Origin of the sequence: Enterococcus sp. DIV1682a, assembly GCF_051711005.1 — a bacterium.
Taxonomy (GTDB): Bacteria; Bacillota; Bacilli; order Lactobacillales; family Enterococcaceae; genus Enterococcus_B; species Enterococcus_B hirae.
On sequence record NZ_JBIOLT010000001.1, the window covers coordinates 18,293 to 43,007 of the forward strand.

23 protein-coding genes are annotated in these 24,715 nt (G+C 33.8%); 17 read left to right on the top strand and 6 right to left on the bottom strand.

Annotation, left to right across the window (positions count from 1 at the left end; translation table 11 throughout):
* Window positions 1-93 precede the first annotated feature (93 nt).
* From IGJ23_RS00080 to IGJ23_RS00095, 4 genes are all read left to right on the top strand, one after another.
* On the top strand, window positions 94-957 hold the full coding sequence (locus IGJ23_RS00080; protein WP_207495596.1) for a DegV family protein: 864 nt from the start codon (window positions 94-96) through the stop codon (window positions 955-957).
* A 254-nt stretch (window positions 958-1,211) separates the two neighbouring features.
* Window positions 1,212-1,298, top strand: coding sequence for a putative holin-like toxin (locus IGJ23_RS00085; protein ID WP_223603319.1), 87 nt, complete (start codon window positions 1,212-1,214; stop codon window positions 1,296-1,298).
* A gap of 366 nt (window positions 1,299-1,664) precedes the next feature.
* Window positions 1,665-1,751 carry a putative holin-like toxin gene (locus IGJ23_RS00090; protein ID WP_420026347.1) on the top strand — a complete coding sequence of 29 codons (87 nt, stop codon included), beginning with the start codon at window positions 1,665-1,667 and terminating at the stop codon, window positions 1,749-1,751.
* Window positions 1,752-2,117: 366 nt separating this feature from the next.
* Window positions 2,118-2,204: a putative holin-like toxin gene (locus IGJ23_RS00095; RefSeq protein ID WP_223603319.1), complete on the top strand. Its 87-nt coding sequence runs from the start codon at window positions 2,118-2,120 to the stop codon at window positions 2,202-2,204.
* A 317-nt stretch (window positions 2,205-2,521) separates the two neighbouring features.
* Here the strand turns inward: IGJ23_RS00095 and IGJ23_RS00100 are convergent, their stop codons facing one another.
* Window positions 2,522-4,144, bottom strand: coding sequence for an ABC-F family ATP-binding cassette domain-containing protein (locus tag IGJ23_RS00100; RefSeq protein WP_010720489.1), 1,623 nt, complete (start codon window positions 4,142-4,144; stop codon window positions 2,522-2,524).
* Between the two features lie 408 nt (window positions 4,145-4,552).
* Here IGJ23_RS00100 and IGJ23_RS00105 point away from each other — a divergent pair, with 408 nt between their 5' ends.
* A complete protein-coding gene (locus tag IGJ23_RS00105; RefSeq protein ID WP_010720488.1) occupies window positions 4,553-5,074 on the top strand; it encodes an HdeD family acid-resistance protein in 522 nt (173 codons plus the stop codon).
* 99 nt (window positions 5,075-5,173) lie between these two features.
* Here the strand turns inward: IGJ23_RS00105 and spxB are convergent, their stop codons facing one another.
* Window positions 5,174-6,904: a pyruvate oxidase gene (gene spxB / locus IGJ23_RS00110; protein WP_438774502.1), complete on the bottom strand. Its 1,731-nt coding sequence runs from the start codon at window positions 6,902-6,904 to the stop codon at window positions 5,174-5,176.
* A 167-nt stretch (window positions 6,905-7,071) separates the two neighbouring features.
* Here spxB and IGJ23_RS00115 point away from each other — a divergent pair, with 167 nt between their 5' ends.
* The gene (locus tag IGJ23_RS00115) at window positions 7,072-7,890 is read left to right on the top strand and encodes a ZIP family metal transporter (protein WP_438774503.1); all 819 of its coding nucleotides are present in this window, start codon (window positions 7,072-7,074) and stop codon (window positions 7,888-7,890) included.
* Between the two features lie 98 nt (window positions 7,891-7,988).
* Here the strand turns inward: IGJ23_RS00115 and IGJ23_RS00120 are convergent, their stop codons facing one another.
* The gene (locus tag IGJ23_RS00120; RefSeq protein WP_063626391.1) at window positions 7,989-8,180 is read right to left on the bottom strand and encodes a hypothetical protein; all 192 of its coding nucleotides are present in this window, start codon (window positions 8,178-8,180) and stop codon (window positions 7,989-7,991) included.
* A gap of 216 nt (window positions 8,181-8,396) precedes the next feature.
* Here IGJ23_RS00120 and IGJ23_RS00125 point away from each other — a divergent pair, with 216 nt between their 5' ends.
* Both IGJ23_RS00125 and IGJ23_RS00130 read left to right on the top strand, forming a co-directional pair.
* Window positions 8,397-8,978 (top strand): TMEM175 family protein, encoded by a 582-nt coding sequence (locus IGJ23_RS00125; RefSeq protein ID WP_010720484.1) that lies wholly within the window; start codon window positions 8,397-8,399, stop codon window positions 8,976-8,978.
* Window positions 8,979-9,068: 90 nt separating this feature from the next.
* Window positions 9,069-9,209: a hypothetical protein gene (locus IGJ23_RS00130; protein ID WP_014834373.1), complete on the top strand. Its 141-nt coding sequence runs from the start codon at window positions 9,069-9,071 to the stop codon at window positions 9,207-9,209.
* A gap of 510 nt (window positions 9,210-9,719) precedes the next feature.
* On the opposite strand, the gene IGJ23_RS00135 is transcribed toward IGJ23_RS00130, so the two are convergent.
* Window positions 9,720-10,169, bottom strand: coding sequence for a hypothetical protein (locus tag IGJ23_RS00135; protein ID WP_063626392.1), 450 nt, complete (start codon window positions 10,167-10,169; stop codon window positions 9,720-9,722).
* A gap of 531 nt (window positions 10,170-10,700) precedes the next feature.
* Here IGJ23_RS00135 and IGJ23_RS00140 point away from each other — a divergent pair.
* From IGJ23_RS00140 to IGJ23_RS00165, 6 genes are all read left to right on the top strand, one after another.
* The gene (locus tag IGJ23_RS00140; RefSeq protein ID WP_367010737.1) at window positions 10,701-12,149 is read left to right on the top strand and encodes a helix-turn-helix domain-containing protein; all 1,449 of its coding nucleotides are present in this window, start codon (window positions 10,701-10,703) and stop codon (window positions 12,147-12,149) included.
* 374 nt (window positions 12,150-12,523) lie between these two features.
* Window positions 12,524-13,075, top strand: coding sequence for a hypothetical protein (locus IGJ23_RS00145; protein ID WP_438774504.1), 552 nt, complete (start codon window positions 12,524-12,526; stop codon window positions 13,073-13,075).
* Between the two features lie 682 nt (window positions 13,076-13,757).
* The gene (locus IGJ23_RS00150; protein ID WP_053766563.1) at window positions 13,758-14,477 is read left to right on the top strand and encodes a hypothetical protein; all 720 of its coding nucleotides are present in this window, start codon (window positions 13,758-13,760) and stop codon (window positions 14,475-14,477) included.
* Window positions 14,478-14,513: 36 nt separating this feature from the next.
* Entirely contained in the window at window positions 14,514-15,680 is a 1,167-nt protein-coding gene (locus IGJ23_RS00155; RefSeq protein ID WP_438774505.1) for a helix-turn-helix domain-containing protein, read from the top strand.
* Window positions 15,681-15,908: 228 nt separating this feature from the next.
* Window positions 15,909-16,031, top strand: a complete 123-nt coding sequence (locus tag IGJ23_RS00160; protein ID WP_256991313.1) for a hypothetical protein — start codon at window positions 15,909-15,911, stop codon at window positions 16,029-16,031.
* A gap of 132 nt (window positions 16,032-16,163) precedes the next feature.
* Entirely contained in the window at window positions 16,164-17,294 is a 1,131-nt protein-coding gene (locus tag IGJ23_RS00165; protein WP_438774506.1) for a hypothetical protein, read from the top strand.
* A gap of 81 nt (window positions 17,295-17,375) precedes the next feature.
* On the opposite strand, the gene guaA is transcribed toward IGJ23_RS00165, so the two are convergent.
* Window positions 17,376-18,941: a glutamine-hydrolyzing GMP synthase gene (gene guaA, locus IGJ23_RS00170; protein ID WP_010720480.1), complete on the bottom strand. Its 1,566-nt coding sequence runs from the start codon at window positions 18,939-18,941 to the stop codon at window positions 17,376-17,378.
* A gap of 59 nt (window positions 18,942-19,000) precedes the next feature.
* On the bottom strand, window positions 19,001-19,924 hold the full coding sequence (coaA, locus tag IGJ23_RS00175) for a type I pantothenate kinase (protein WP_010720479.1): 924 nt from the start codon (window positions 19,922-19,924) through the stop codon (window positions 19,001-19,003).
* 286 nt (window positions 19,925-20,210) lie between these two features.
* On the opposite strand from coaA, the gene IGJ23_RS00180 reads away from it, so the two are divergent.
* The 3 genes from IGJ23_RS00180 (at window position 20,211) to IGJ23_RS00190 (ending at window position 24,675) form a co-directional block, all read left to right on the top strand.
* A complete protein-coding gene (locus IGJ23_RS00180; protein ID WP_010736788.1) occupies window positions 20,211-20,816 on the top strand; it encodes a class I SAM-dependent methyltransferase in 606 nt (201 codons plus the stop codon).
* Between the two features lie 352 nt (window positions 20,817-21,168).
* On the top strand, window positions 21,169-23,490 hold the full coding sequence (locus tag IGJ23_RS00185; protein WP_438774507.1) for a hypothetical protein: 2,322 nt from the start codon (window positions 21,169-21,171) through the stop codon (window positions 23,488-23,490).
* A gap of 168 nt (window positions 23,491-23,658) precedes the next feature.
* Window positions 23,659-24,675: a LacI family DNA-binding transcriptional regulator gene (locus IGJ23_RS00190; RefSeq protein WP_010720475.1), complete on the top strand. Its 1,017-nt coding sequence runs from the start codon at window positions 23,659-23,661 to the stop codon at window positions 24,673-24,675.
* Window positions 24,676-24,715 lie beyond the last annotated feature (40 nt).

Here is a 24,715-nt window from a genome sequence, read left to right on the forward strand (position 1 = left end):
TTTTTACAAACATAGTTAACGTTATTTTCCATGCAAGAGATTTGCTATAATAGGAGTTAAGGGTAAAATGAAAAGTTGAAGGAGTTGAAGGGTGTGTATCAAATCGTAACCGATTCATGTTGTGATCTGCCTTATCAAGTGCTACAAGCAGCCAAGGTTGATTATTTATCAATGAAGATCCAGTTAGATGAAGAAGAATTAGTAGATGATCTGGGAAAAACGTTTAATTATGATCATTATATGGAACAATTAAGAAATGGGGCTACCCCAACGACCTCACAAATCAATGTGGGTCAATACTTAGAATTTTTCCGTCCTTATGTTGAACAAAATATTCCTGTTCTCTATGTTGCTTTTTCTAGTGCTTTAAGTGGATCCTATAGTAGTGCGTTACAAGCAGTAGAATTATTAAAAGAAGAATATCCAGATCCACAAGTAAAGGTCTTTGATACAAAAGCCGCAAGTGTTGGGGAAGGGTTATTAGTATTGGAAGCTGTTCGATTGAAAAACGAGGGGAAAACATTAGAAGAGAACTTAGAATGGTTAGAAAACAATTACTTAAAAGTACATTCTTGGGTAACCGTTGATGATCTCAAACACCTTGAACGTGGGGGGCGTATCTCTAAAACTAGTGCTACACTAGGTAGTATTCTAAACGTGAAGCCAATTATCACAGTCGATCAGGAAGGACGTTTGACGAATATCAGCAAAGTACGAGGACGAAATAAATCGATACAAAAAATTGTTGAGGAAACTGTCAAAACCATTGTCGCCCCATTAGAACAAACTGTTTATATTGCTTATGCAGGCGATTTAGAAAGTGCTGAAAAAACAAAACAATTACTTGAAGAGAATATTAAGATGAAAGAAGTCAAGTTATATCCGCTTGGGCCTACCATCGCAAGCCATACAGGATATGGATGTATTGCGATATTCTCAATGGGAATCACTCGATAAAAAATTGTAGTCATTGTAGAAGAAATGCCCCAAAAAAGAACCATTCAGAAGAAAAAGAATATTCTTCGAGTGGTTCTTTTTTAGAATATAAAATAACTGATTTATATTAAGTTAAATCTTTTGTCGATAGTAAGTACTTCCTAAATTTGCTATAATAAAGCCAGTAATTCGTGGAGTGTAAAAGATGGTAGCTAATCTCTTGAACAAGGGGTGATGCTTATGGTTAAAAGCTTTGTCCCTGGAAAGGAATAAAGTTGTCAGTATATGAAGCAATACAACTCATGCTCGCATTTGCGACATTTGTGCTGTTGTTAATTGACAAAAAAGACCAAAAAAAATAACCATCTAAATCACTTTTAGCAGAGTTTTTAGATGGTTAATTACTTAAACAAAGCTACCGTCTTTTTAACGGCACGAATTACTGATGAAGGGGTTGTTTGCGCAATCCCTTTTTCACTATCCATTATAGCTTATCAATTGGAAAAAAGTAAAGCTGTTGATTAAAAAAATGAAGGCACACGAATCAAATACATGTCAGGTAAAAAATAACATTATTATTTAAAATTAAAGTTAATGAGGATAGTAAGTTTGTACTAAATTTGCCACAATAAAACCAGTAATTCGTGGAGTGTAAAAGATGGTAGCTAATCTCTTGAATAAGGGGTGATGCTTATGGTTAAAAGCTTTGTCCCTGGAAAGGAATAAAGTTGTCAGTATATGGAGCACTGCAACTCATGCTCGCATTTGCGACATTTGTGCTGTTGCTAATTGACAAAAAAGACCAAAAAAAATAACCATCTAAACCACTTTTAGCCGAGTTTTTAGATGGTCAATACTCTAAAAAAGCTACCGTCTTTTTAACGGCACGAATTACTGATGAAGGGGTTGTTAGAGCAATCCCTTTTTCACTATCCATTATAGCTTATCAATTGGAAAAAAGTAAAGCTGTTGATTAAAAAAAATGAAGGCACACGAATCAAATACATGTCAGGTAAAAAATAACATTATTATTTAAAAATAAAGTTAATGAGGATAGCAAGTTTTCGATAAGTTTGCTACAATAAAACCAGTAATTCGTGGAGTGTAAAAGATGGTAGCTAATCTCTTAGATAAGGGGTGATGCTTATGGTTAAGAGCTTTGTCCCTGGAAAGGAATAAAGTTGTCAGTATATGAAGCAATACAACTCATGCTCGCATTTGCGACATTTGTGTTGTTGTTAATTGACAAAAAAGACCAAAAAAAATAACCATCTAAATCACTTTTAGCAGAAGTTTTAGATGGTCACCATTCTAAAAAGGCTACCGTCTTTTTAACGGCACGAGTTACTGATGAAGGGATTGTTTGCGCAATCCCTTTTTCATTTTCTATTATAGCTTACACATCAGAAAAAATAAAGCGGTTGATTAAGCGAAATAAGAGAAAATGATGAATATAGAAAGTAAATGGATCGAAGGTGTCTTGGTAGTTGTGAAAGACAGTGTTTATCGTAGAAGAAAAGGACATCTCACCGACTGATGAGATGCCCCCGATAGGCTATTTTCTTAAGTCTACAATGATGTTGTCTTATTTCCAAAGCTCATCCAATTGTTTTTGGATATCTTTATTTTCTAAAAATTCATCATAGGTTGTATCTGCTCGATCGATAACACCTTTATCAGAAACGGCAATGATACGATTAGCCAATGTTTGGATAAATTGATGGTCATGTGAAGCAAAAAGGATAGAGCCAGTAAAGGCCATCAAGCCATCGTTTAGTGCTGTAATCGACTCTAGATCTAAATGATTCGTAGGATCGTCTAAAACTAAGACATTTGCTTTAGAAAGCATCATTTTAGAAAGCATGCAACGAACTTTTTCACCACCAGAAAGGACATTGACAGGTTTTAATACTTCTTCTCCAGAAAACAGCATGCGTCCTAAAAAGCTTCGTAAAAACGTATTATCGTCTTCTTCTTTACTTGCGTATTGACGTAACCAATCTAAGATCGTCAATTCATTATCAAATTCTTTCGTTGTATCTTTTGGTAGATAAGAATTGCTCGTTGTTACGCCCCATCTTACAGTTCCAGTATCAGGAGTGATCTCACCCATGATTACTTTAAACAAAGTTGTAGTTGTAATATCATTTTCAGCAACAAACGCAACTTTATCTTCTTTGCTTAAATTAAATGATATATCATTTAATATTTTCTTACCGTCGATCGTTACACTCACATTTTCGACCTGTAAAAGATCATTACCGATTTCACGTTCTGGTTTAAATCCAACGAATGGATAACGACGTGAGGAAGGTTGAATATCGTCAAGAGTAATTTTTTCTAACATTTTCTTACGAGAAGTTGCCTGTTTAGATTTTGAAGCATTCGCACTAAAACGAGCAATAAATTCTTGTAGTTCTTTGATTTGTTCCTCTTTTTTGGCATTGGCATTTGCTTGTAATTTTGCAGCAAGTTGACTTGATTCTAACCAAAAATCATAGTTACCAACGTATAATTTGATTTTTCCAAAATCTAAATCTGCCATATGGGTACATACTTTATTTAAGAAATGACGGTCATGAGAAACAACGATAACCGTATTTTCAAATTCAATTAAAAATTCTTCTAACCAGTTGATGGATTGGATATCTAATCCATTCGTAGGCTCATCAAGGAGTAACACATCCGGTTTACCAAACAATGTTTGAGCTAAAAGTACTTTGACTTTTTGACCACCAGTAAGTTCACTCATCAATTGATGGTGCAATTCTTCTGGAATATTCAGTCCTTGTAGTAAAACAGCAGCTTCAGGTTCAGCTTCCCAACCATTTAATTCAGCAAACTCGCCTTCTAATTCAGCTGCTCGGATACCATCTTCATCAGTGAAATCTTCCTTCATATAGATAGCGTCTTTTTCTTTCATAACTTCGTATAAACGTTTATGTCCCATAATAACTGTTTCTAAAACTGTATATTCTTCATAGTCATAATGGTTTTGTTTCAATACAGCCATTCGCTCATCTGGTCCCATGGAAACAGTCCCCGTAGAAGGTTGTAAGTCTCCTGATAATACTTTAAGGAACGTTGATTTACCTGCACCATTTGCACCTATTAAGCCATAGCAATTTCCTGGAGTAAATTTAATATTAACATCATCAAATAGTTTGCGGTCTGAAAAGTGCAAACTTACATCATTTACAGTAATCAATTTTTTTCCTCACTTTATCTTTATAATATTTAACGAGCCTCCTAGAATTATATAGGGGAAAAGAGAAAGTTTCAAGGTAATCAATTATTCTTTGTGTTTCACGTGGAACATGGGAATAAAAAATACTAAAAAATTATGAAAGAGTGAAAAATTTTGTACTTATGAAGCAATGATGAGGTTCGAAGGTATCTAAGATAGAAAGGCAAAATGCTCGTTTATTTAGTAGAAGAATAAGTTGGTAATGAATATATGCAAATTATAAGAAGTAGTAGCTTTTACTAAAAATAATAGCAGCAAAAGCTGACCAGAAAAGAAATTACTTTTGTTTTTCATCACCAGCATATGTTTTGACGTTATTTAAAGAGAGCGTTAGTATAATAATAGATTAAAATGAAAGTTGGAATGAAAATGAATGAAAGAAAAACACTAGACTGGGGATCATTAATTTTAGGGATTTTATTTGTCCTTGTTTCATTAATCTCTTTTCAAGATCCTGTTGGTAATTTAGTGGCGATTGTCGTTGTTTTTGCTATTTTTGCCTTTTTAAAAGGAATTTTTGAATTATTTGTACGAAATCGCATGAAAGAATTGACAGGATATAAAGGGAAAATGCCGTTAGTTATTGGTATCATTGATATTTTAGTCGGGATTTTCTTCTTGTTCAATATTGGTGCAGGAGTAGTTGCTTTACCGTTTGTTTTTGCCATTTGGTTTATTGCCGACTCTATCTTAGCTTTATTTACAGCTGATTTAGCGAAAGGTTATAGCACAGGCTACTATTGGTTTACAGTAATCATCAATATTTTGGGTGTTGTATTAGGATGTATACTATTGTTTAATCCTATTTCCTCCGCTTTGACTTTAAGTTTTCTTGTCGGTTTTTATTTTATGCTCTTTGGGATCAACCATATCGTATATGCTTTCAGATAAATAAAGTAAAGTATATAAAGAAGCAATCAGGCTGAATTTTCCTGGTTGCTTCTTTTTTATAGTTGATATGTCTGAATCTCTCAAAGAGTAGAGGTTCAATTATTTCCTTTTTTCATATAATTCATTCAATACAGGTAAATCATGCACTTCGTATTTTTCTTTGAATTGTTTGATTTCTTCTTCTGTATATTTTCTTGGATCAAGATGAAGATCTTCAACCGGTAAAGGACGTTTGTTATTGATTTTTATATCAATTACTACTGGTCGTTGGGATTTTTTAGCGGCATCAAATGCAGGTCTTAATTGGTGATACTCAGTAATCGTGAAACCGTCAGCTCCCAGTGCTTCGCTCGCTTTTCCGAAGTCAGCATCTTCTAAAAACACACCAAATTTTTTCTGTTCAGTATCTTCTTGTTCTGCTTCAATAAACCCAAACGATGTATTCGATAAAACCACATTAATAATCGGTAGTTGGTATTTCACTTGTGTAATGATATCTTGCATCACCATTGCAAAACCACCATCACCGCTTAAAGTAAAGACTTGTCGATCAGGATAACTTAATTGTGCGGCAATGCCACCTGGAACACCATTCCCCATTGTAGCGAACCAACCAGAGGTCGTGTGTTTTTGTTTGCCGTTCATGTCTAATAATCGAATGGAATGGATCGTCGTATTCCCAACATCTGTTACAAAAATCGCATCTTCTTCAGCGATCCGATTGATTTCTTTATAAACAGCTTCAGGACGAATCGGTTGGTCTTCAAGGTCAGCGAATGAGTTTAACCAGTTTACCCAATTCGCTTTGTTTTCTTGGTTGGCTAGATACCAGCGATCTTCAGGACGTGGTTCGCCCAGCTGTGTTAATCTAGCTAATGTGGTATTGGCATCCCCTAAAATGGTATGAGAGGTAGCATGTCTTCGACCAAACTTTGAAGCATCGATGTCCACTTGGATAAATTCAGCCTCTGGGTTAAAGAACGCACGACCAAAAGGAAAGTCACTACCCATAAATAAAATCAAGTCGGCCTCTGCTAATGCTTCATTTGCAGGTTTTGTGGCCACACGTCCAGCAAAGCCTAGAAAGTTTTTATAGTTATCTGGAATGATGCCTTTCGCTAAAACAGAAGCAACAACTGGCATGGAAAAGTGTTCTGTAAAATCTTTGATTTGTGAAAAGCCATTACGAGTACCTTGTCCAATGTAAAGTACAGGCTTTTTAGCTTTTTCAATAAAAGGAAGAGCAGCAATTACATCTTTTTCATCAGGAAGGACAGTACCTGTTTTATGAGTAGCTGCGTTAGATATTTTCTCTTCTTCAATGTCTGCAAAACCTAAATCAACAGGGATGGTTACAATAGCTACTCCTTTATTTTCATAGGCTGCTTTGATTGCTTCGTCCACGACATGAGGTAAACTTTCAGGTGTCATAACTGTCCGATTATAGACACTAACATCTGCAAAAATTGGATTTTCATTTAATTCTTGGAAAGAGTTATAGTTCATAGCAGTAGTTGCAACTTGTCCAAGCAACGCAACAACTGGAACATGATCCATTTGTGCATCATACAAACCATTGATCAAATGCGTGGCACCTGGTCCAGCAGAACCAAAAACAGCCCCAATTTTTCCTGTTAGTTTCGCATCGGCTGCTGCGGCTAGCGCTCCTACTTCTTCGTGACGTACTTGGATATATTTTATTTGATCTTTTTCATGATAAAGAGCATCCATGATTGAATTAAACGAACCACCAGGAATCCCATAAATATGCTCGATTCCCCAACTTTCCATTACTTTGACCATTGCGATACCAGCATTGATTGTTGCCATATTCTCCCACTCCTTTATCAAATGAATGATAAAATTTTGTAACTTTATTAATTAAAGTATAGTGCTTTAAGAATAAAAGCCCAACTGATTCGCTTTTTTACACAAACAGTAGTCATGATTTTTTGAATATGCTAGAGTAATAAGTAAAGGCACGAAAGGAGAATAAAATGACAGAATGGCTACTAAGCTTAGCCCCGTGGCAACAAGCATTAGCGGGGACAGCATTTACGTATTTTATGACAGCTCTGGGGGCTGGGTTGGTATTTTTCTTTAAAGCAATCAAAAAAGAAGTATTGAATCTCATGCTTGGTTTTGCTTCGGGGGTCATGATTGCTGCTAGTTTTTGGTCATTGCTTGATCCTGCGATTACAAAAGCTGAAGAAAATGGCGTTATCGCTTGGCTGGTCGTTAGTATTGGTTTTGGATTAGGTGGCGTCTTTCTGTACATCGCTGATAAAACGCTTCCCCATATGCATTTTGGCCCACAGCACGAAAAAGAAGGTCTACCTACGCATTTAAAACGAACAATCTTATTAGTTTTTTCGATCACCTTGCACAATATCCCTGAAGGTTTGGCTGTAGGGGTAGCATTTGGGGCTGCCAGTACAGCCGATAATCCAACAGCGGCCGTTTTGGCAGCCATTTCGGTTGCATTGGGTATTGGAATTCAGAATTTTCCGGAAGGTGCAGCTGTTTCGATTCCTTTAAGACAAGAAGGATTGAGTCGAACAAAGGCATTTATATATGGACAAGCTTCAGGTATTGTTGAACCGATCGCAGGTGTGATTGGTGCGGTGCTAGTGACACGAGTAACCATCCTTTTACCTTATGCACTGGCATTTGCAGCAGGTGCGATGATCTATGTGGTTGTTGAGGAATTAATTCCCGAAGCCCAACAAACATTATCAAGTAAACGGCATTTTGCCGTTTTTGGGGTGATGTTAGGTTTTATCATTATGATGGTACTAGATGTAGCTTTAGGGTAATGCCATCAAATGATATATCATTTTGAACAACTGATAAAAATATAACGAAAAAAGCAGCACAAGACTGGGGAATCTGTCGTGTGCTGCTTTTTTCAATATTAGTAATATTTTCGATGATGTCGACGATTTGTTCCAGAAATTACACGAATTAGCCAAATAATGATTGCAATAGGAATGAGTAATTTAATTGCAAACCATAAAATACTAGTAAAAAGGCTAATTACAAAACTACCTATAATCAATACCATTATTAGCATGAAAATAGTTGAAAAAGTATTTCTTTGTCCCATACAAACCCCTCATTTCTTGCTAGTTCCCAAAATAAGTTAAATTTAATAAAAATGTACTTAGAACTTAGCTTATTTATTAGAGAACTACGATAGTTAAATCCTCTTGTTTCATTGAGTATAGCAGTATAAAGTGAGCATTACCTCCAACTATAGACTGATTTAGTTGCTTTTTTCTAGCTATCTTTACTACAATAAGTCAGAAAAGGAGGCAAAAATATGCCAAAAAATCGTTTAGAAGCTTTTACCGATGCAGTTATCGCGATCATTATGACTATCTTGGTCTTAGAGCTTCACCAGCCGAACACTGACACCTGGCAAGCGCTAAGTGCCTTAGGATATCGTTTTATGATCTATATTGTCAGCTTTTTTACATTGGTCATCTATTGGAATAATCATCATCATATGTTTCAAGTCGTTCATAAAGTAAATTGGCGAGTTTTATGGGCGAATAGCTTTTTTATCTTTGCTTTATCATTTTTTCCCTTTGTCACGTCTTGGATCAGCGAGTATAGTCATAGTTTAGCGCCAGAAATCACATACGGTGTAGTAACTTTAGGAGCTAATATTGCTTACTATATTTTAGCAAGAGAGTTGGTTCAGTCTGATCCTAAAAATAAAAAGAATATCAAAGAATTACTAGATAACTATCGAAAATCCTACTGGTCAATTGGGTTAAATATTTTAGGAATTATTTTAGGCTATGTCATTACACCAATAGCTGTTTTAGTAACGAATGCTGTGATTTTACTTGGTTGGCTGATTCCTAGCCGTAAAATCGAATCTCAATATAGTAATTAAAGATGTTCAAAAAAATTAAGAGAAATATAACAAAAAGATAAAAAAATGGTCGAACTTCTAGAGGAAAATCTTCCTTGAAGAGGGATGCTTATGATCAATCAAAAAAAATTGAATATCGGTCTAACTACGAGCATGATAACGATCCTTATCTATATAGATCATCGGCAATGTAGTTTATTGGTTATTTTGTTATCTATGATGATTCCATTTGTTGTAGCATTAAAGAAGTAAGTAGCGTTTATTTTTGATCCCGGATCTTTCAGTCTAAAGAATTGAAAGATCCGGGATTCGTTGTATCTAATTATACACAGATACGTATCAGAGAGGTAATCTGTTCCGAAAGTTTTCCACAGGGGATAACGAAAACGAAAAGTTCCAACCTATTGATAAAAGCAGGTATACAATATTTTTGTATAAATATTAAATGAATAGGCAGACAACAATTTATATAGATTAATCCATCTGATTAAATAACTTTTAGTTTTTGCGTATAGTGTTATTTTATCTTTTTAAAATAACGGATTTAATAATTGGTTTATTTTTTTCACAAGAAGAATCAAATAAATTAGGAAAAATGACGAAAAACAAAGGAAACAAGCCGTCTCGAATTAAATAGTTAGTATAAAAGATCAATGGTCGAGTGGGAGAAGAAAAAAATAAACAGAAAAGTTATTCGAGGTTCTTTCCATTGAAAAAGATAAAAGCCAATTAAATATACCTTGTAGGGGTATATTTAATTGGTCAGTCTGTTGTATGAGTGGCACTTGCGACAGGATAATTTTTTTTATAAGCAAAGTAGCGTGCTTCTTTTTTTGCTAAGCCAAAAGAATCAGAGAGCTGTAAATTTTGAGGTGAGAATTGTATGCCGGGGATTGAAAATGTCTGTTTTTGTTTGTCTATAATTGAAATAGAAAAGTTGATTTCTTCTTGTTCGGCATTTGCTAACGTCACATAAGAATGTCTGTCGAGGTGGATACCAACTACTGTATAAATGCCCAGTAATTGAAGTTGATCTCCTTCAATTTTTACTAGTTCATCTTTTGTTGGCACATATTCCATCTTGGCTCCAGTAGTCATTTTCATTTCAGCTTTTGAAGTAACATCTTTTACAGGAGAAGCAAAGTATTCAATCATAAAAAATAAAGCAATTAAACCTAAAAAACTACTAACTATAATAATTGTTTTCTTCACCTTGGACACTCCCATCTAACAGTTATGACGTAAAAAAGTACATTTATGATAAAAATAGTTTTTTAATCATTAAAAATGGTATAATATATGCCTTTTTTTATTAATTTTTGTTATTAATTAATTGCTTTAAAAACAGTATAAATTTAAATATAAAAAAAATAAAGCATAAAATACTTAATTTTAGCAGTTTATTTTACTGAAGAAATGTTTCAATCAAATAATTTATTTCGCTAAAAAAATTTATTTAGTTATTTTTTAAAATGAGGAGGCGAATGATACTATTGTCTGTTGGCAAGATCAGCATTCTGTTTATTTGCAAGGTCTAAGGGCAAAAAAAGGCCATAGATGATCTATTTATAAAATTGGTAGATAGGATTGCTTATTTTTCATATTTTTTATACCCATTTTTACTATTTTTTTGAAAAAAAAATTCTAATTCGTTAAAAATTTTCTTTAAAATATAAATAGGAACATTCAAATAGAAAAAAGTGAATGCTTTTTTCTATTTGGTAAAAAGAGGGGAGGAAGTAAATGTTAAATATTTTATCGAAAAAAATGAAACGACAGTTACTTCTACTGGAATTGCTTTTTGAAGGAGAAACCTATCGCTTTCAAGATTTAGAATCTCAATTAAAGTGTTCTTCAAAAACATTGAGAAATGACTTGATGGATATCGATTCTTATGCAAAAGAAATTAATATACATACTGATCGTGAGAATGGGATATTTGCAGAAATTGCTCCTCATGTCACAGAAGAATATATTTACCGAATTATTATGAATGAATCGATTGAGTATCAATTTTTAGAAGCAATCGTGTTAAATAAATATACGAACTACTTGGAAGTAACGGAACAACTATTTATTTCAGAGAGCACTTTAAGACGAATGGTGAAGCGCATCAATCTTTCCTTAGAGCAATATCACTTAAGAATTCGAGGATTGATTCGATTAACGGGAAATACACAATTGATTGAAAAGTTGACGATCCAGTTACTTTTAGAAAAATATGTGTGTTTAGAAGAGGCCTTCAATGAAGAAATTTGTCAAAAAAGTCGTCAATTATACTTAAAATACATAACGAATAATCAACTTCAAGATATAATTCGTAAACTGGAACACCGAAAACATAATCAGCTTTTATTTTATATTGCTATGAAAATTTACCAAGTAAAAAACGAAAAACAATTCATTGAAAAAGAGCAGAACAATCTTTTATGTTTAGAATCAAACGTGAAGCAAAATACTTCTTTATGGTTATCTCTTGAAGAGGATCAGGATCTGATAAAATACATCTTTGAACAGCCGTTTGTTTGTTCGCTACTGGATATACAGAACAACAGCGATGACTACCAACAAAAACCTTATTTAACAAAGATGGTTGAGATATTGCTTGATTATTTGGAAATAAAATATCAGATCAAATGTGAAGAACGGCAAGAAATCTGCTATAAAATAATTAATGATGGCGACTATATGGAAAATCTTTCTTTTATTTTATATGATAAACATCATCAGTTTTTAAAACAGATACTTCCAGAAATCGAAAGTATTCAAGTAGGACTAAAGAATTATTTAATTAACAAGGATCAAAAAGAGTTATTAAAGTATATGAAAAATGACGAATTTACCAGAAAATTAGTCGCTTTGTTACTTGTCTACTGGCATGATCTACTAAAAAAGATTGAAACGAGTAAACAAATTAGGGCTTTGATTGTAACCAATTCTGAACAATATGCTAGCTACATTATTGCAAAGCTTGAGCTTTATCTAGGAGGACGATATCGTTTTGTAGCCAGCAAAACCCCAGTAGTTACAGATCAGATGCTACATAAGGAAAACTATGATTGTATTGTTTCCAATACGATGCTAAACAGGCAGTTCAATATCCCTATATTTGGTATTTCTATATATCCCAAATCAAGAGAAATTCAAAACTTGATTTTCTTTTATCAACAAACAAGAACAGAAATTACATAGCGTGTTTGATATTTATTAACTTTGAGACATTGTTAGTTTGAACATAGGTGGTCAATAAAGGGAAACGCTGATCAATGGTGAAGGAATATTCCTCAGATAAAAGAGACAAAAAGAAGAGATAGGTTAAAAGTTAACCTAATTTTAAGGGCTCTTTGTTAAATGATAGGATATTGGTAAAGAGAAATCTTAGAATCATTTGGACAGAAAGAAGAAAAACTTCTTTCTGTTCTTTTAGAGAAGAGAAATATATCCTCATTGTTTTGGTAGTAATTCAAGTAAGTTTGCAGTAAAAATTACTCATTTAATATTAATGAAAAGTTTAATGTACTTTGCTATTATGGACTGATTAATTAGGATACAGATGGAGGTTCTCAATGGAAGTACTGAGATTAGTTAGTCAATTTTATGCAATTATAGCGATACCCGTCTTTATTTTTTGTGGTTTTAGATTACGTAATCAAAGACGGGCTATGGAAAAGAAGAAAAAAAATAAAGTGAGTGAAATGTTCCCCGAACTTAGTAAAGAGGACTTAAAGCTGAGAAAAACAGCAATTATAAATTATCAAAATATGTATTTGAATACCACTTTTAAAAGAGGTATTCAAATGTTATTGACTGTTGCATTACTTGCAAGTATTATAGGCGCTTTGGTCACTAGTATGCTTTATCAAGATTTTTCGACTAGTTTCCTATTTATCATTGCATTAACCTTTTGTATTTTACTTCTTAGTATAATCGCTCCGTCAAGTCAGAACCAAGCGCAGTTTTGGGAGAATTATCTAAATGAACATCCCAATAATCCATTGAAAATCGTTCTGTTGGACAGGGAAGATATCGAAAAGATAACTGCAATAAGAAAAAAACAAGTTATTAACTTTATGGTCATCGAGTTAGCTTTTCTGATTTTTTACGTTCTTTATTTTTAGCAAGATCTCCGATTTTATATGAAATAGTCAATTGACTGTCAAAGATAAGAGGGGCAAGAAATTAGAACGATTGATTGGAATGGAGATAGAAAACAGGAAGTAGATTGTCTTTGCTAGAGAGTTAAAAAGATTCATTGTTTGAAAAAAAGAACCGTGAACACCTTTGATATCAAAGGCTTCACAGTTCTTTTTAAATTTATTTCTATTTAAAATTAATCTATCTAATGCCACTTATTGCTGTTTCTTGCAACTTAATCCATAAACTTTTTTCTTTCTTCAACAATTCCTTTTTGTTCAATGCTATAAACAAATTACTTGCGACACTTTCATCATTTATTAAAGCGAAATTTTAAAATACATAATCAATCTTATTTTTTGAAGCAAATGAATTTTTTTGTTCCATATTCGTAGAAATACTGCTTATTTGGCTGCGAAAACTGTCGTCTTTGTTTTTTTCTAAGGTGATACTATGAAAATAAGAAAAGAGTATTTATTTTCTTGCTATGTTGTATTTGTTTCAGTCTAGAACTATAAGAATAGAAGTACATGTTGATAATGACTTCTATTTTTTTACTTTTTAAATCTAGCTTTAAAAAAATCAGCTTTTTTGTATTCTTTTGTTTAATTTTAAAAAAATATAGGATATAATTACTTCAAATATAAGTAGATTGGAGTTGGACAGATGGCAAATGAAGTTCTAAATGCGGAAGAAGCACAATTGGTTGTTGATGGGTTATTACTTGGTTACAAAGAATATCTAGATATTCGTAAAGAGATGAAAGGAAGATTGAAAGTTTCTGCTGGATTTGCTTTTACAAAAGGGAACTTTATTGATGACGGTGTTGCTAGAAAAACTTTTAATTTTGCAGAAAATAAACGCGAAAAAGCAGGCGAAAGTTGGGAATATTTAGAGTTTTCCTTTGGTGGAGAAAAACCTTCTCTTTTTATCGTAAAAAATGACTATAGATTAAATCAAACTTTCTCAAAAGAAAAAAAGAAAAAAGTAAGTAAATATTTGTCTGATTATGCTAAGATAAATAAACCTATCCTTAATTCAGTTCGTAAAGGTCAAAAGAAAGTGCCTAATACCTCAATTCAATTAGAGCTTCCATTGGAAGAACCAATGATTTCAGAACAAGAGTTATCAAAATATGAAAATTTTTACATAGTGGTTTATAAAACGAATACGGCAAAAGTGATAGAATCAGTTTCACTTGTTTTACCTGATGACGAAACAAAAGAACTACATATAATTCAAAATTTAACACCGTATTTGCAAACTACGTCTATAATTATAGAAGATGAAGAATATTCTGCTGTAGTTGGTGAAAAAGAAGAAATTGGTGATCTCTATGATTATGATTATACAATTCCTAAAGAGGAAAAAGAAATCTCCAATTAGTTTCCCAGTGCAGTGTATTAAGAAAGGAAGAGCACAATGTTTTATGGGAAAAATCTGCAAATAATTAGGATGTTGCATGGTCTTTCACGTAAGGAACTTGGAGAAAAACTACGAGTATCTGAACAATCGATATGGCAATTTGAAAAACAAATGATAGAACCATCATTTGAAAATATCTTACAAATGAAAGAAATTTTGCAAGTGAAATCCACTTTTTTCTTTGAAGAATTCCGTGTTGAAAAGACCTTTTTTGAAAATAATGTTGCGTATAGAAAAGCAGATATTTCTTCTAGAAAAAAAACTAATAGTGAGATAGTCTATTTAAATGTAGCTTCTAAAGTGATTAATTATTTAGAAAGCTTTCTAAATGTACCACCTAATAAGTTATTAGATTTTAGACAAAAAAGTTCTGAAATTTTATTTGATGAAATAACAAATGAGAAAATAGAAAAGATTGCTACTCTTTCTAGAAAGTTTTTAGAAATTCAATCTGATAATAGTAACCTATTATTATCATTAGAAAAGTCAGGAATTTATGTTTTAGAAAAAAATGTTGGTGGGAAGGCAGATGCTTATAGTGCATGGTCAACAGAAGATGTCCCAATCATTGTATTAGGTATAAAAAAATCGGCAGTGAGAAGAAATTTTGATTTAGCTCATGAATTAGGACATTTGTTACTACACCCGTATGTTGACTTTTCTCTGTTAGATAAAAATGAACGACAACAAGTAGAAAGAGAAGCAGATTATTTTGCTTCATGTTTTTTATTGCCGTCAGAAATTATTCAAAAAGACTTAGAAAAAATAAAGAAGATATCAAATCCAGATAGTTATATCTCTTTAAAGGCCAAATACAATGTATCCATTCAAGCTCTTGAAATGCGAGCTTATAAATTAGGATTTCTTACACCAAAACAACATAGCTATTTTTATCGACAAATTGCTATAAAAAATTACAGATTAGAAGAACCCTTGGATAGGGAAATTGTATTTAAGCGTCCTGGAAAAATCCGAAGTATTTTCAACTTGGTTCTAACGAATAAGTTAACTGATTTATCAAGCATTGAAAATAATTTTAGGATGAATAGAAGCTTGTTAGAAAAAATGTTTTCGATTGAACCTGATTTCTTCGTTCCCTTTGCAAAAGAAGAAAATTTTACAGATTTAAATAATGTTTTGAAACTTAATTTTGGTTCTGTATAGTTTACAAGTTTTATCAAAGGATAGATTTGATTTTAGAAACGAAGGATCCATTATCGACAGAAAAAAGAATAATAAACACAAGTGTGACCAAACTGTGATCACACTAAAAGAAACCCGCTAGAAAACCTATGACATAGGCTTTTCTAGCGGGCTGTTTCTTATTACCACTCGACTTTTGTATAGATATGTTTAAGATGATTTATCTTATTTTAGAAGGGGTAAGGTTGAATGGGAACAGTTGAATTATTGTTAAAAATAGTGGTTTGGTACTATCAAGGGTACCAAATTATAATTGACATGTCTTTAGGGGCTACTAGCATCTTTATCCAACTATTGACAGAGAGGTTGTAGAAAACTTGGGTGGAATTATTAATATTAATAGTGGATAAAAGTTTGATAAATTGGAATGGGAGTCAATTCAGAAAATAGTGTAGGATGATATAATACCTTAAGAAATTAATTGTCAAACTGCGGAGGGATATTATGATAACAAGTATATTAGAGGCTTCTAGAACACAGCTTCTTACTGAGATTTATGAAGCTAAGAAAATGCTATATAGAATATTGAATTTGCCCACTGAATCTCAGAGTTTGATTTCTATGTCCATTTCGCCATTTCTTTCACTTTTATGTGAAGGAATTGACAACTTGTTTAGTGAGGATGATGTTAAGTTTTCAGAAAATTACGGGTTAATTTATGGAATGAGTTTTACAAAACTAATGAATCAAAATCGAGCTAGTGTAAAGTTGCTAACAGACAAAAAAATTACAAGAGCTATAAAAACAATTGATAAGCAACTTATAGTATTTAATCAAGATTCGGTTAGAGACTACAATTTATTACAAAGAGCTTATATTTCAATGTTTGGGCAGCCAGATTTGGGGATATATTTTTTTGAAAACGTTGCTTTTTCAAATACAAGTCAACTATCAATTTATCAAGATATGTTTAGGCAAATTGACATAGATAATCTTGGCAATAATACACTAGGTTTTATTATCAGAGATTTTAGTGCTAGCCAAGCTAACAGCATTAGTACTTTTGCATCTGCTATTGAAGGGAAAGTTTTGCCTAAGATTGACTCTAAAAAATGTAAACTTGATATTAGTGATAATGATTTTTCAGAGAAAGGTTTCATTTTTATAGATGAAAGGAAAAGAAATATATTTTTACATTCTGAAAATAAAAATCTTTCCTTATATCTATTTAATATCAAATGTCAAATGTCTTTTGCATTAAAACTAGCACCCAAAATTATCGATAGGAATCATGCATTAAGATTTAGAGTAGAGTTTATAGTATATTATCAATCCATGAAAACGATAGATTTCTTAATAAAAAAAGGGAAACTCCTACTAAGCAGCACCAAAATGGAAATCTTAGATAAATTGCTCATTAACTTTGATAATATTTTTTCGGACAACAATTTAAGAAACAATATATACCATTATCGCTTTTCTGATGATAATGTTCATATGGTAATGAAGAATGATTATTTTATCAGCATGATAGAATTTCAAACTAGACAAGATTTCAATTGCGTTTTTGGTAACATAGAAAGAGATATGACTAAATTGATCGAAATATTGGATGAAATAACTGCATTGGTTTAGGTAACAGGTACATTCAAGGTACCAAAGTGAAGAAAAAAGCCTATAAACGTTGAAAAATCAACTTATAGGCTTAAATAATATCTATTCCCACTCCACAGTTGCAGGTGGTTTAGAAGTGATGTCGTACACGATACGGTTGACGTGAGCGACTTCGTTTACGATGCGGACAGAGATTTTTTGTAAAACATCCCATGGGATACGGGCAAAGTCTGCTGTCATCCCATCAATAGAAGTGACTGCACGGATACCTACTGTATAGTCGTAAGTACGGCCATCGCCCATTACACCGACAGAGCGGATTCCTGGTAGAACAGTGAAATATTGCCAAATGTCACGGTCTAAGCCAGCTGCTGCGATTTCTTCACGTAAGATCGCATCTGATTCACGGACGATTTCTAGTTTTTCTTCACTGATTTCTCCCAAGACACGGATACCTAGACCAGGACCTGGGAAAGGTTGACGCCAAACGATTGAATCTGGCATTCCTAGTTGTGTTCCTAATTCACGGACTTCATCTTTGAATAATGTGTTCAAAGGTTCGATCAATTGGAATTGCATGTCTTCTGGTAGACCTCCCACGTTATGGTGAGATTTGATCGTTTGAGCAGTTTCCGTTCCACTTTCGATCACATCAGTATAAAGTGTTCCTTGGGCTAAGAAAGCAATTCCTTCTTCTCCCGCTAATTTTGTTGCTTCATCATCAAAAACATACACAAATTCATTACCAATGATTTTACGTTTTTGCTCAGGATCAGAAACGCCGGCTAACTTGTCTAAGAAACGTTTTCTTGCATCCACTTTGATAATATTTAGACCAAATTTCCCGCCTAAACTTTCCATTACTTGGTCTGCTTCGCCTTTACGCAATAAACCATGGTCAACAAAGATGGAAGTTAGCTGATCACCGATTGCTTTTTGTAAAAGAACACCAACGACACTAGAATCCACGCCGCCAGAAAGTCCAAGCAATACTTTTTTATCGCCAACTTGTTCACGAATTTTTTCGATTTGCATATCGATGAAGTTATTCATTGTCCAGTTTCCTTCACAATGACAAACATCAAAAGCAAAATGACGGAGTAATTCGATTCCGTATTCAGAATGACGAACTTCTGCATGGAATTGGATACCATAGAAATTACGTTTTGTATCTTGGATGGATGCGATCGGGCAGTCTTTACTTGTACCAACGATTTCAAATCCTTCAGGAACTTGGGTTACTAAGTCCCCGTGGCTCATCCAAACGGTTTGTTGTTTAGGTGTGTCATTGAACAATACTGCATCGTCACTGGTTACTTCTAACTGAGCTTTTCCGTATTCACGGTTTTTAGCTGGTTCAACTTTCCCACCTAGCTTATACGTAATCAATTGCATACCGTAGCAAATACCCAATACAGGAATCCCTAAGTTAAAGATTTCTGGATCGATTCCAAAAGCATTTTCATCATACACACTGTTAGGACCACCGGAAAGAATGATTCCTTTTGGATTCATTGCTTTTACTTCTTCAGCAGAAACCCGATGGCTCAATAATTCAGAAAAAACTCCTAAATCACGGATGCGTCGTGTAATCAATTGGTTATACTGGCTACCGTAGTCTAATACGATAATCTTTTCAACGTTTGTCATGTCGGCAACGTTTGTCACATTTATTACCCCTATCCCTTTAAATTTTATCTCAAAATAGAATAAACTATTTTAAAATGCTAATATTTTCGCATGAAAATCGAATCAATAATATGATTTTCAGTTTTATGGAGAATTATATCTGCTCTGCCACGAGTAGGCAAGATATATTCGTTTAAATTTTTCAAATTCACATTTTTCCATACTTCTTGCGCCATTTTAAATGCATCGTCACGATCGCCAATAGCAAATTGATAGTAATAATTTTGTGGATTTTGAAAAGCGGTGTCGAGTAAGGCACCGAATCGATCTAAATACCATTTTTCAATTAATGATGAATCAGCATCAACATAAACAGAAAAATCAAAAAAATCACTGACATAGATTTGTTGATTAGCAGGCAGTTGCAGCGTGTTGATTCCTTCAACAATCAGAATATCAGGTTGTTGGATCAATTCATATTCGCCAGGAATGATATTGTAAATGTCATGTGAATAAACAGGTACTTTTATTTCTTCCTGACCGGATTTTACTCGATTAAGAAAATCAATCAACATCTCCATATCATAACTTTCTGGGAACCCTTTACGATTCATGATCCCTCGTTCTTTTAACGTTTCATTAGGATATAAAAAACCATCAGTTGTAATCAACTGAACATTCCTGCGTTTAAATGTACGTGATAAGATCGTTTGTAACAGGCGAGCTGTTGTGCTTTTTCCAACGGCAACACTCCCAGCAATTCCAATAATAAATGGCGGTACTTCGACATATTTATGAAGAAATAGACCTTTACTTAACGAAAGAGATTCAAATTCTTTCATATATAGATAAATCAAATGAGCAAGAGGAACATAGATATCTCGAACATCTTGCATTGAAATACGGTCATTTAAACTTTTGATGTTATCTAGCTCGTCTTGGGTCAAAGGTGCTTGTCCATTACGATAAAATTCACGCCATTCTTCTCTTGCCACACGGTAGTAGTTCATTGGATCATTCATAATAGCCTCCTGCATTCTCCCATCAATGGAATCATTTTAACATAAAACACGGCTAAACCCCACCACTAAACGAGAATGGTTATAAGTCTCTTATTTTTAAGTGAATAACTGTTAACTGAATAAATAAAAAGGATGACATATCAAAATTCATTCTGTTCGTGTTTCTGATCAACTATTTATTTAAACTAGGAAAAATAGACATTGCATGCCAATTGATAAAAGGATAGACTAAGAAACAAGAAACAAGAAACAAGAAACAAGAAACAATATAAAAAGGATGAACGATATGACGAATCATTATTATTCGCAAGAGCCAACGACAGAACATGACTTTGAACAATGGTCATTTGAATTAAAAGGAAAAAACTTCCAATTTGTAACAGATTCAGGAGTATTTTCACGTGAAACAGTCGACTTTGGTTCACGAGTGTTAATTGATACCTTTAATTGGGAAGAGCTGCCAGCTGATGGCAAAATTTTGGATGTTGGTTGTGGCTATGGTCCGATTGGATTGGCGATCGCTTTTGCTAGTCAGCGATTTGTTGAGATGGTCGATATTAACTCTCGGGCAGTAGAATTAGCTCAAGGAAATGCGAACCGCAATGGGATCAAACAGGTGGATATTCATCAATCGAATATCTATGAAGCAGTTCATGAAGAAACTTATGCAGCAATCGTCAGCAATCCGCCAATTCGTGCCGGTAAAAAAGTGGTACACGAAATTTTAACCGAAGCATATCCAAGGTTAAAATCGGGTGGAACACTAACCATTGTCATTCAAAAAAAACAAGGGGCTCCTAGTGCAAAAAGCAAAATGGCAGAGACCTTTGGGAATGCTGAAATCGTCCATAAAGAGAAAGGGTACTATATCATCAAAAGTATCAAAGAATAACTGTTTGATTGTGGTGTTTGAGACTAAATAAAAAGCTATGACAAAATAACACACTCTAAAAGCAACCGAAGAATCCTAAAATAGAAGTAACTATTTGCGGGTCCTTCGGTTTATTTTTGTCCCTTTCCTTCTATTAAAAAACAGGCGATAGGTACTCTAGGTCATGGGAATATGGAGATCGTAAAAAAGTTGATGACAGGAGTGAGACACTTCGCTAACTAGTGGAACTTTTTCCTATTGAAAAGTGGCGTATTTCAAGGAGCTAATAATTGAATAACGTTTCTTCCTTTTTTAGAAAACAAAACTAGCATGGTATTGAAAAATTTGAGTGACTTGAAAGGAGAATAAAAAAATGACACAAACCAGAATGATAGTAGATACTAAATCTATTTTAGAATTACCCATGTATAACCAGGAAAACGTATTAAGGTATTTAGAAAAAGACCATGTCGAAATGGCTACAACATTTAAAGCATGGGAAGAAAAGGCGAAGGGGATCGTCCAGAACAATAAAACGAAAAGAGAAAAATTAAATAGCAAAAGAGAAAAAAGTGAAGTTCAGCCAGATGATCAACATGTTGCTTTAACAAATGAACTTTTAGATCTCTTAGATGGATTAGTACATCATGGTTTGCATCAGTATCGTCCCACGCTGGTGTCTAAGTATAAAAATCTATTGATATGGAAAGATCAAGAAAAATTTGATTTCTTACTTAAGAATCGAGATACTAAGAACGGGTTCACTCAAATCATGAACGACAAGCCTATGATTAAGCTTTACCAAAAAAAGCCAAAGAAATTTGCTCAGATCAAAAAAGGCTACCATTCTCAAAAAAACAACGATGTCCTATTTGTTGGAAACATGCTGCTGTTTGAACTACTTGATTTTTCTCGCTCAGAGAGGGAACAACTGGTAAAAGAATTTCTAACCCATACGATTCCCAACGATCAGCGACGAGACAATTTAAATCAAGAAATTCAAAATCGTCCTGCGGCAACGCTTGACAAGCTTTCACAGAGAAATAAAACAGTCTATTGGGAGTTTGTTAGTATTAGAAGTGTGGCAGATTATTCTAAAGTAAAACATGTGAAAGAACAAATTGATCATCAAGATGGATTGACTCCAGAAGAAAAACAAGCACTTCATAACGATTTAGATGCACGTATCGCCAAATTTAATAGTCAAGCTATACTGTTTGAAGAAGCAGTCGCGGATCTAAGTGAAAAAAATAAGGATTTACATAAGATGTTCAAAAAAGATGTACCACAAGAGCGAATTGACTTGCTCAAACGAATCAAAGATGAGTCAAATTTGGATTGGCTAACAAAGAATGTGTTGACCGAAGAATTAGTAAGAAAACAAGTGGCTCAAGAAAAACTAGATACATATAAAGCACTGATGAGTGACAAACAATTGACCCGAGAAGTGGTAGCTAGCATCAAACAAAGCAAAGAGTATTCAGAAGAAATAAAAAAAGCTCTCATTTCTGAAATTAATCCCTCAGAGGAAGCGAAAAAGAACAACATCAAAAAAATATCAGTTATCAAACAGGAATTTTTCATTAGAAAGCAACTGTTAGAAGTACTAAAAGAACGAGTGGCAACGGATAAAACCTATCAGCCGCTTTTTGAACAAATAGAAAAAGCCACGAATAGTAATGAAAAACAAAAGGAACATGTAACTGCTCAAAGTGATATCAAAGAGTGCCAACGATTTATAAGTGAAAATAAATGGGAAGAGGAAATGATTAAAAGAATCAATCAAGAGGAACGAATCCCTCCACATTTGAAAGTAATCGTTTTATCTGAGTTAAAGGAACCAACAGCAAAAAATCAACGAGTTGGTGGAGAAAATCGGCAAGATTCCACACTTGTTGCTCTTGTTTTAAAGTCTCACGTTCAAAATATACAATTAGGATACCAACAAGAGGTTTCTCAAAAGACGAAGAAGGAGCAACAAATTGATCATCGCATGATTAAATACGAACAAAAGTTACAAAAAATTCTAAAGATAAGAACAGGACTCTTTGATGCCATAAATAGATTTGAGAGCCAGGAGAAACAACTGATAGGGGATGGGGGAAAGATTTCTGTTCCCAAGGATGAACAAGAAAAAGGCAGTCAACAAGCTACGCTGACTAAAAAAGATTTGCAAGAGAATGAAGAGCAGAGGCTAGCTATGGATATCGGAGAGCTTCTTATGAAAGGAAATACGGCAGACTATTTTCAGGCAGTCGATAAACATGATTTAAACTTTTTAAATCTTAGGCAACAAGTAAGGCAAGATCCAAAGATTCCTATTGAAAATAAAAAACCTTTCCTTGAACAGCTAACAACGATGATCGCCACGGATCGAACGGCAGGTTATCAAAAAGAGCTTCAACTTTTTTCATCTGTTCGAGAAAAGATTCTAGAACTCCATAATGAAATCTTAAACGATCAGGAGATAGCTCATGATGAGAAAAAAATACTTCTCAAGCAGGTAGATGGAATGGTAGGAGCGATTGAAAAACGGGATTCTGAACATATAGCTGCTGATCATTTAGTAACCCAAAGTCAGAAGTCTTCTTTGAGTGAGAAAGTAACTAGTGCAATCAATAATAGAAAAGATCAATCGCTAGTTACTCAAGCCAATGAAAAAACTCCTATGAAAGAGAAGAACAATGACAGATGATCGGCAGTTACAGAAGTTTTTAAGAAGTCAGTTTAGGAAATTGGCACTTTCCAAGCTATTTATTTTTATTAGTGAATAAAAGATTTTTTCTTATTTTTTTCTATCTATTCTTTTTTATATGCTTTTGGTAAACTAAAAAAGAATTTACATCATAAAGGAGGAGAAGAAGTGAAACTAACGATCAGAGACATTGCAGAAATGGCAGGTGTTTCAGTCACCACTGTATCACAAATTTTAAATAATAAAGGGAGCCGCTTTAGTGATAAAACACGAAAAAAAGTCCTGAATATTGTTAACGAGCACCATTATAAACCAGATTACTTTGCCTCGAATGTGATCAATCGTCATTCTAAAACGATTGGTATGATCGTGCCAGATGTCACTGACTTCTTCTTTTCTAAATTGATTGAAGGGGTCGAGAGTTATTTGAATCCACTGGGGTATGTGATCATGCTTTGCAACTCTCGTCATAGTCAAGAAAATGAAATCAAGTATTTAAAAGAATTGGCTCATCGCTCAGTGGATGGAATCTTATTGGCTACGCCCAATGTTTTGCCAGATGACTATTCTTTAGATAGTGGTTTTTATAAAAATATGCCGATTATTTTGATTGATCGTGGATTGAATACCAGAGATAATGGTCGGTTGATCGTAAAAGAGTATGAGGGGGCTTATCAAGCAGTTTCTTTGTTTATTAAGAACGGTCATACCAAAATCGGTATGCTCAAAGAAACAACAGGCTATTACCAGTTAGAAGAACGATTCAACGGGTATCGTCATGCACTAAAGGATCATGGAATCCCTTTCAATGGAAAGTATGTAGAACAAGGGGAGTTGACGGTCCAAGGTGGATACGAGGCGTCTAAACGGCTCTTAAAGCACAAAGATCTTACAGCAATTTTTTGTGGAAATGATGCAATGGCGATTGGTTGTTACCAAGCGATTGATGAATTAGGCAAAAAAATCCCCGATGATATTTCAGTTATTGGTTTCGATGGGTTGAAGTTATCCGAGTATATGATCCCTCAATTGACAACAGTGAAACAGCCAAGTTCTGATATTGGATTTTATGCCGCAAGATTTTTGATCGACACGATCGAGTTCCCACAACGCAAAGTTCCGAACAAAGTCTTTGAAACAAAATTAATTATTCGTGAGAGCATAAAAACATTGACAAAGGGATAACTCAGCGTTATATTGCTTATGTAAGTGTTTACAAAGGCGG

Bases quoted from the DNA above. Each gene is read 5' to 3' on its own strand.
- IGJ23_RS00120 (WP_063626391.1), bottom strand. From the start codon at position 8,180: ATGGGACAAAGAAATACTTTTTCAACTATTTTCATGCTAATAATGGTA.
- IGJ23_RS00115 (WP_438774503.1), top strand. From the start codon at position 7,072: ATGACAGAATGGCTACTAAGCTTAGCCCCGTGGCAACAAGCATTAGCG.
- IGJ23_RS00155 (WP_438774505.1), top strand. From the start codon at position 14,514: ATGTTTTATGGGAAAAATCTGCAAATAATTAGGATGTTGCATGGTCTT.
- IGJ23_RS00140 (WP_367010737.1), top strand. From the start codon at position 10,701: ATGTTAAATATTTTATCGAAAAAAATGAAACGACAGTTACTTCTACTG.
- IGJ23_RS00165 (WP_438774506.1), top strand. From the start codon at position 16,164: ATGATAACAAGTATATTAGAGGCTTCTAGAACACAGCTTCTTACTGAG.
- IGJ23_RS00105 (WP_010720488.1), top strand. From the start codon at position 4,553: ATGAATGAAAGAAAAACACTAGACTGGGGATCATTAATTTTAGGGATT.
- IGJ23_RS00160 (WP_256991313.1), top strand. From the start codon at position 15,909: ATGGGAACAGTTGAATTATTGTTAAAAATAGTGGTTTGGTACTATCAA.
- IGJ23_RS00125 (WP_010720484.1), top strand. From the start codon at position 8,397: ATGCCAAAAAATCGTTTAGAAGCTTTTACCGATGCAGTTATCGCGATC.
- IGJ23_RS00145 (WP_438774504.1), top strand. From the start codon at position 12,524: ATGGAAGTACTGAGATTAGTTAGTCAATTTTATGCAATTATAGCGATA.
- IGJ23_RS00185 (WP_438774507.1), top strand. From the start codon at position 21,169: ATGACACAAACCAGAATGATAGTAGATACTAAATCTATTTTAGAATTA.
- IGJ23_RS00150 (WP_053766563.1), top strand. From the start codon at position 13,758: ATGGCAAATGAAGTTCTAAATGCGGAAGAAGCACAATTGGTTGTTGAT.
- coaA (WP_010720479.1), bottom strand. From the start codon at position 19,924: ATGAATGATCCAATGAACTACTACCGTGTGGCAAGAGAAGAATGGCGT.
- IGJ23_RS00180 (WP_010736788.1), top strand. From the start codon at position 20,211: ATGACGAATCATTATTATTCGCAAGAGCCAACGACAGAACATGACTTT.
- spxB (WP_438774502.1), bottom strand. From the start codon at position 6,904: ATGGCAACAATCAATGCTGGTATCGCAATGGTCAAAGTAATGGAAAGT.
- IGJ23_RS00130 (WP_014834373.1), top strand. From the start codon at position 9,069: ATGATCAATCAAAAAAAATTGAATATCGGTCTAACTACGAGCATGATA.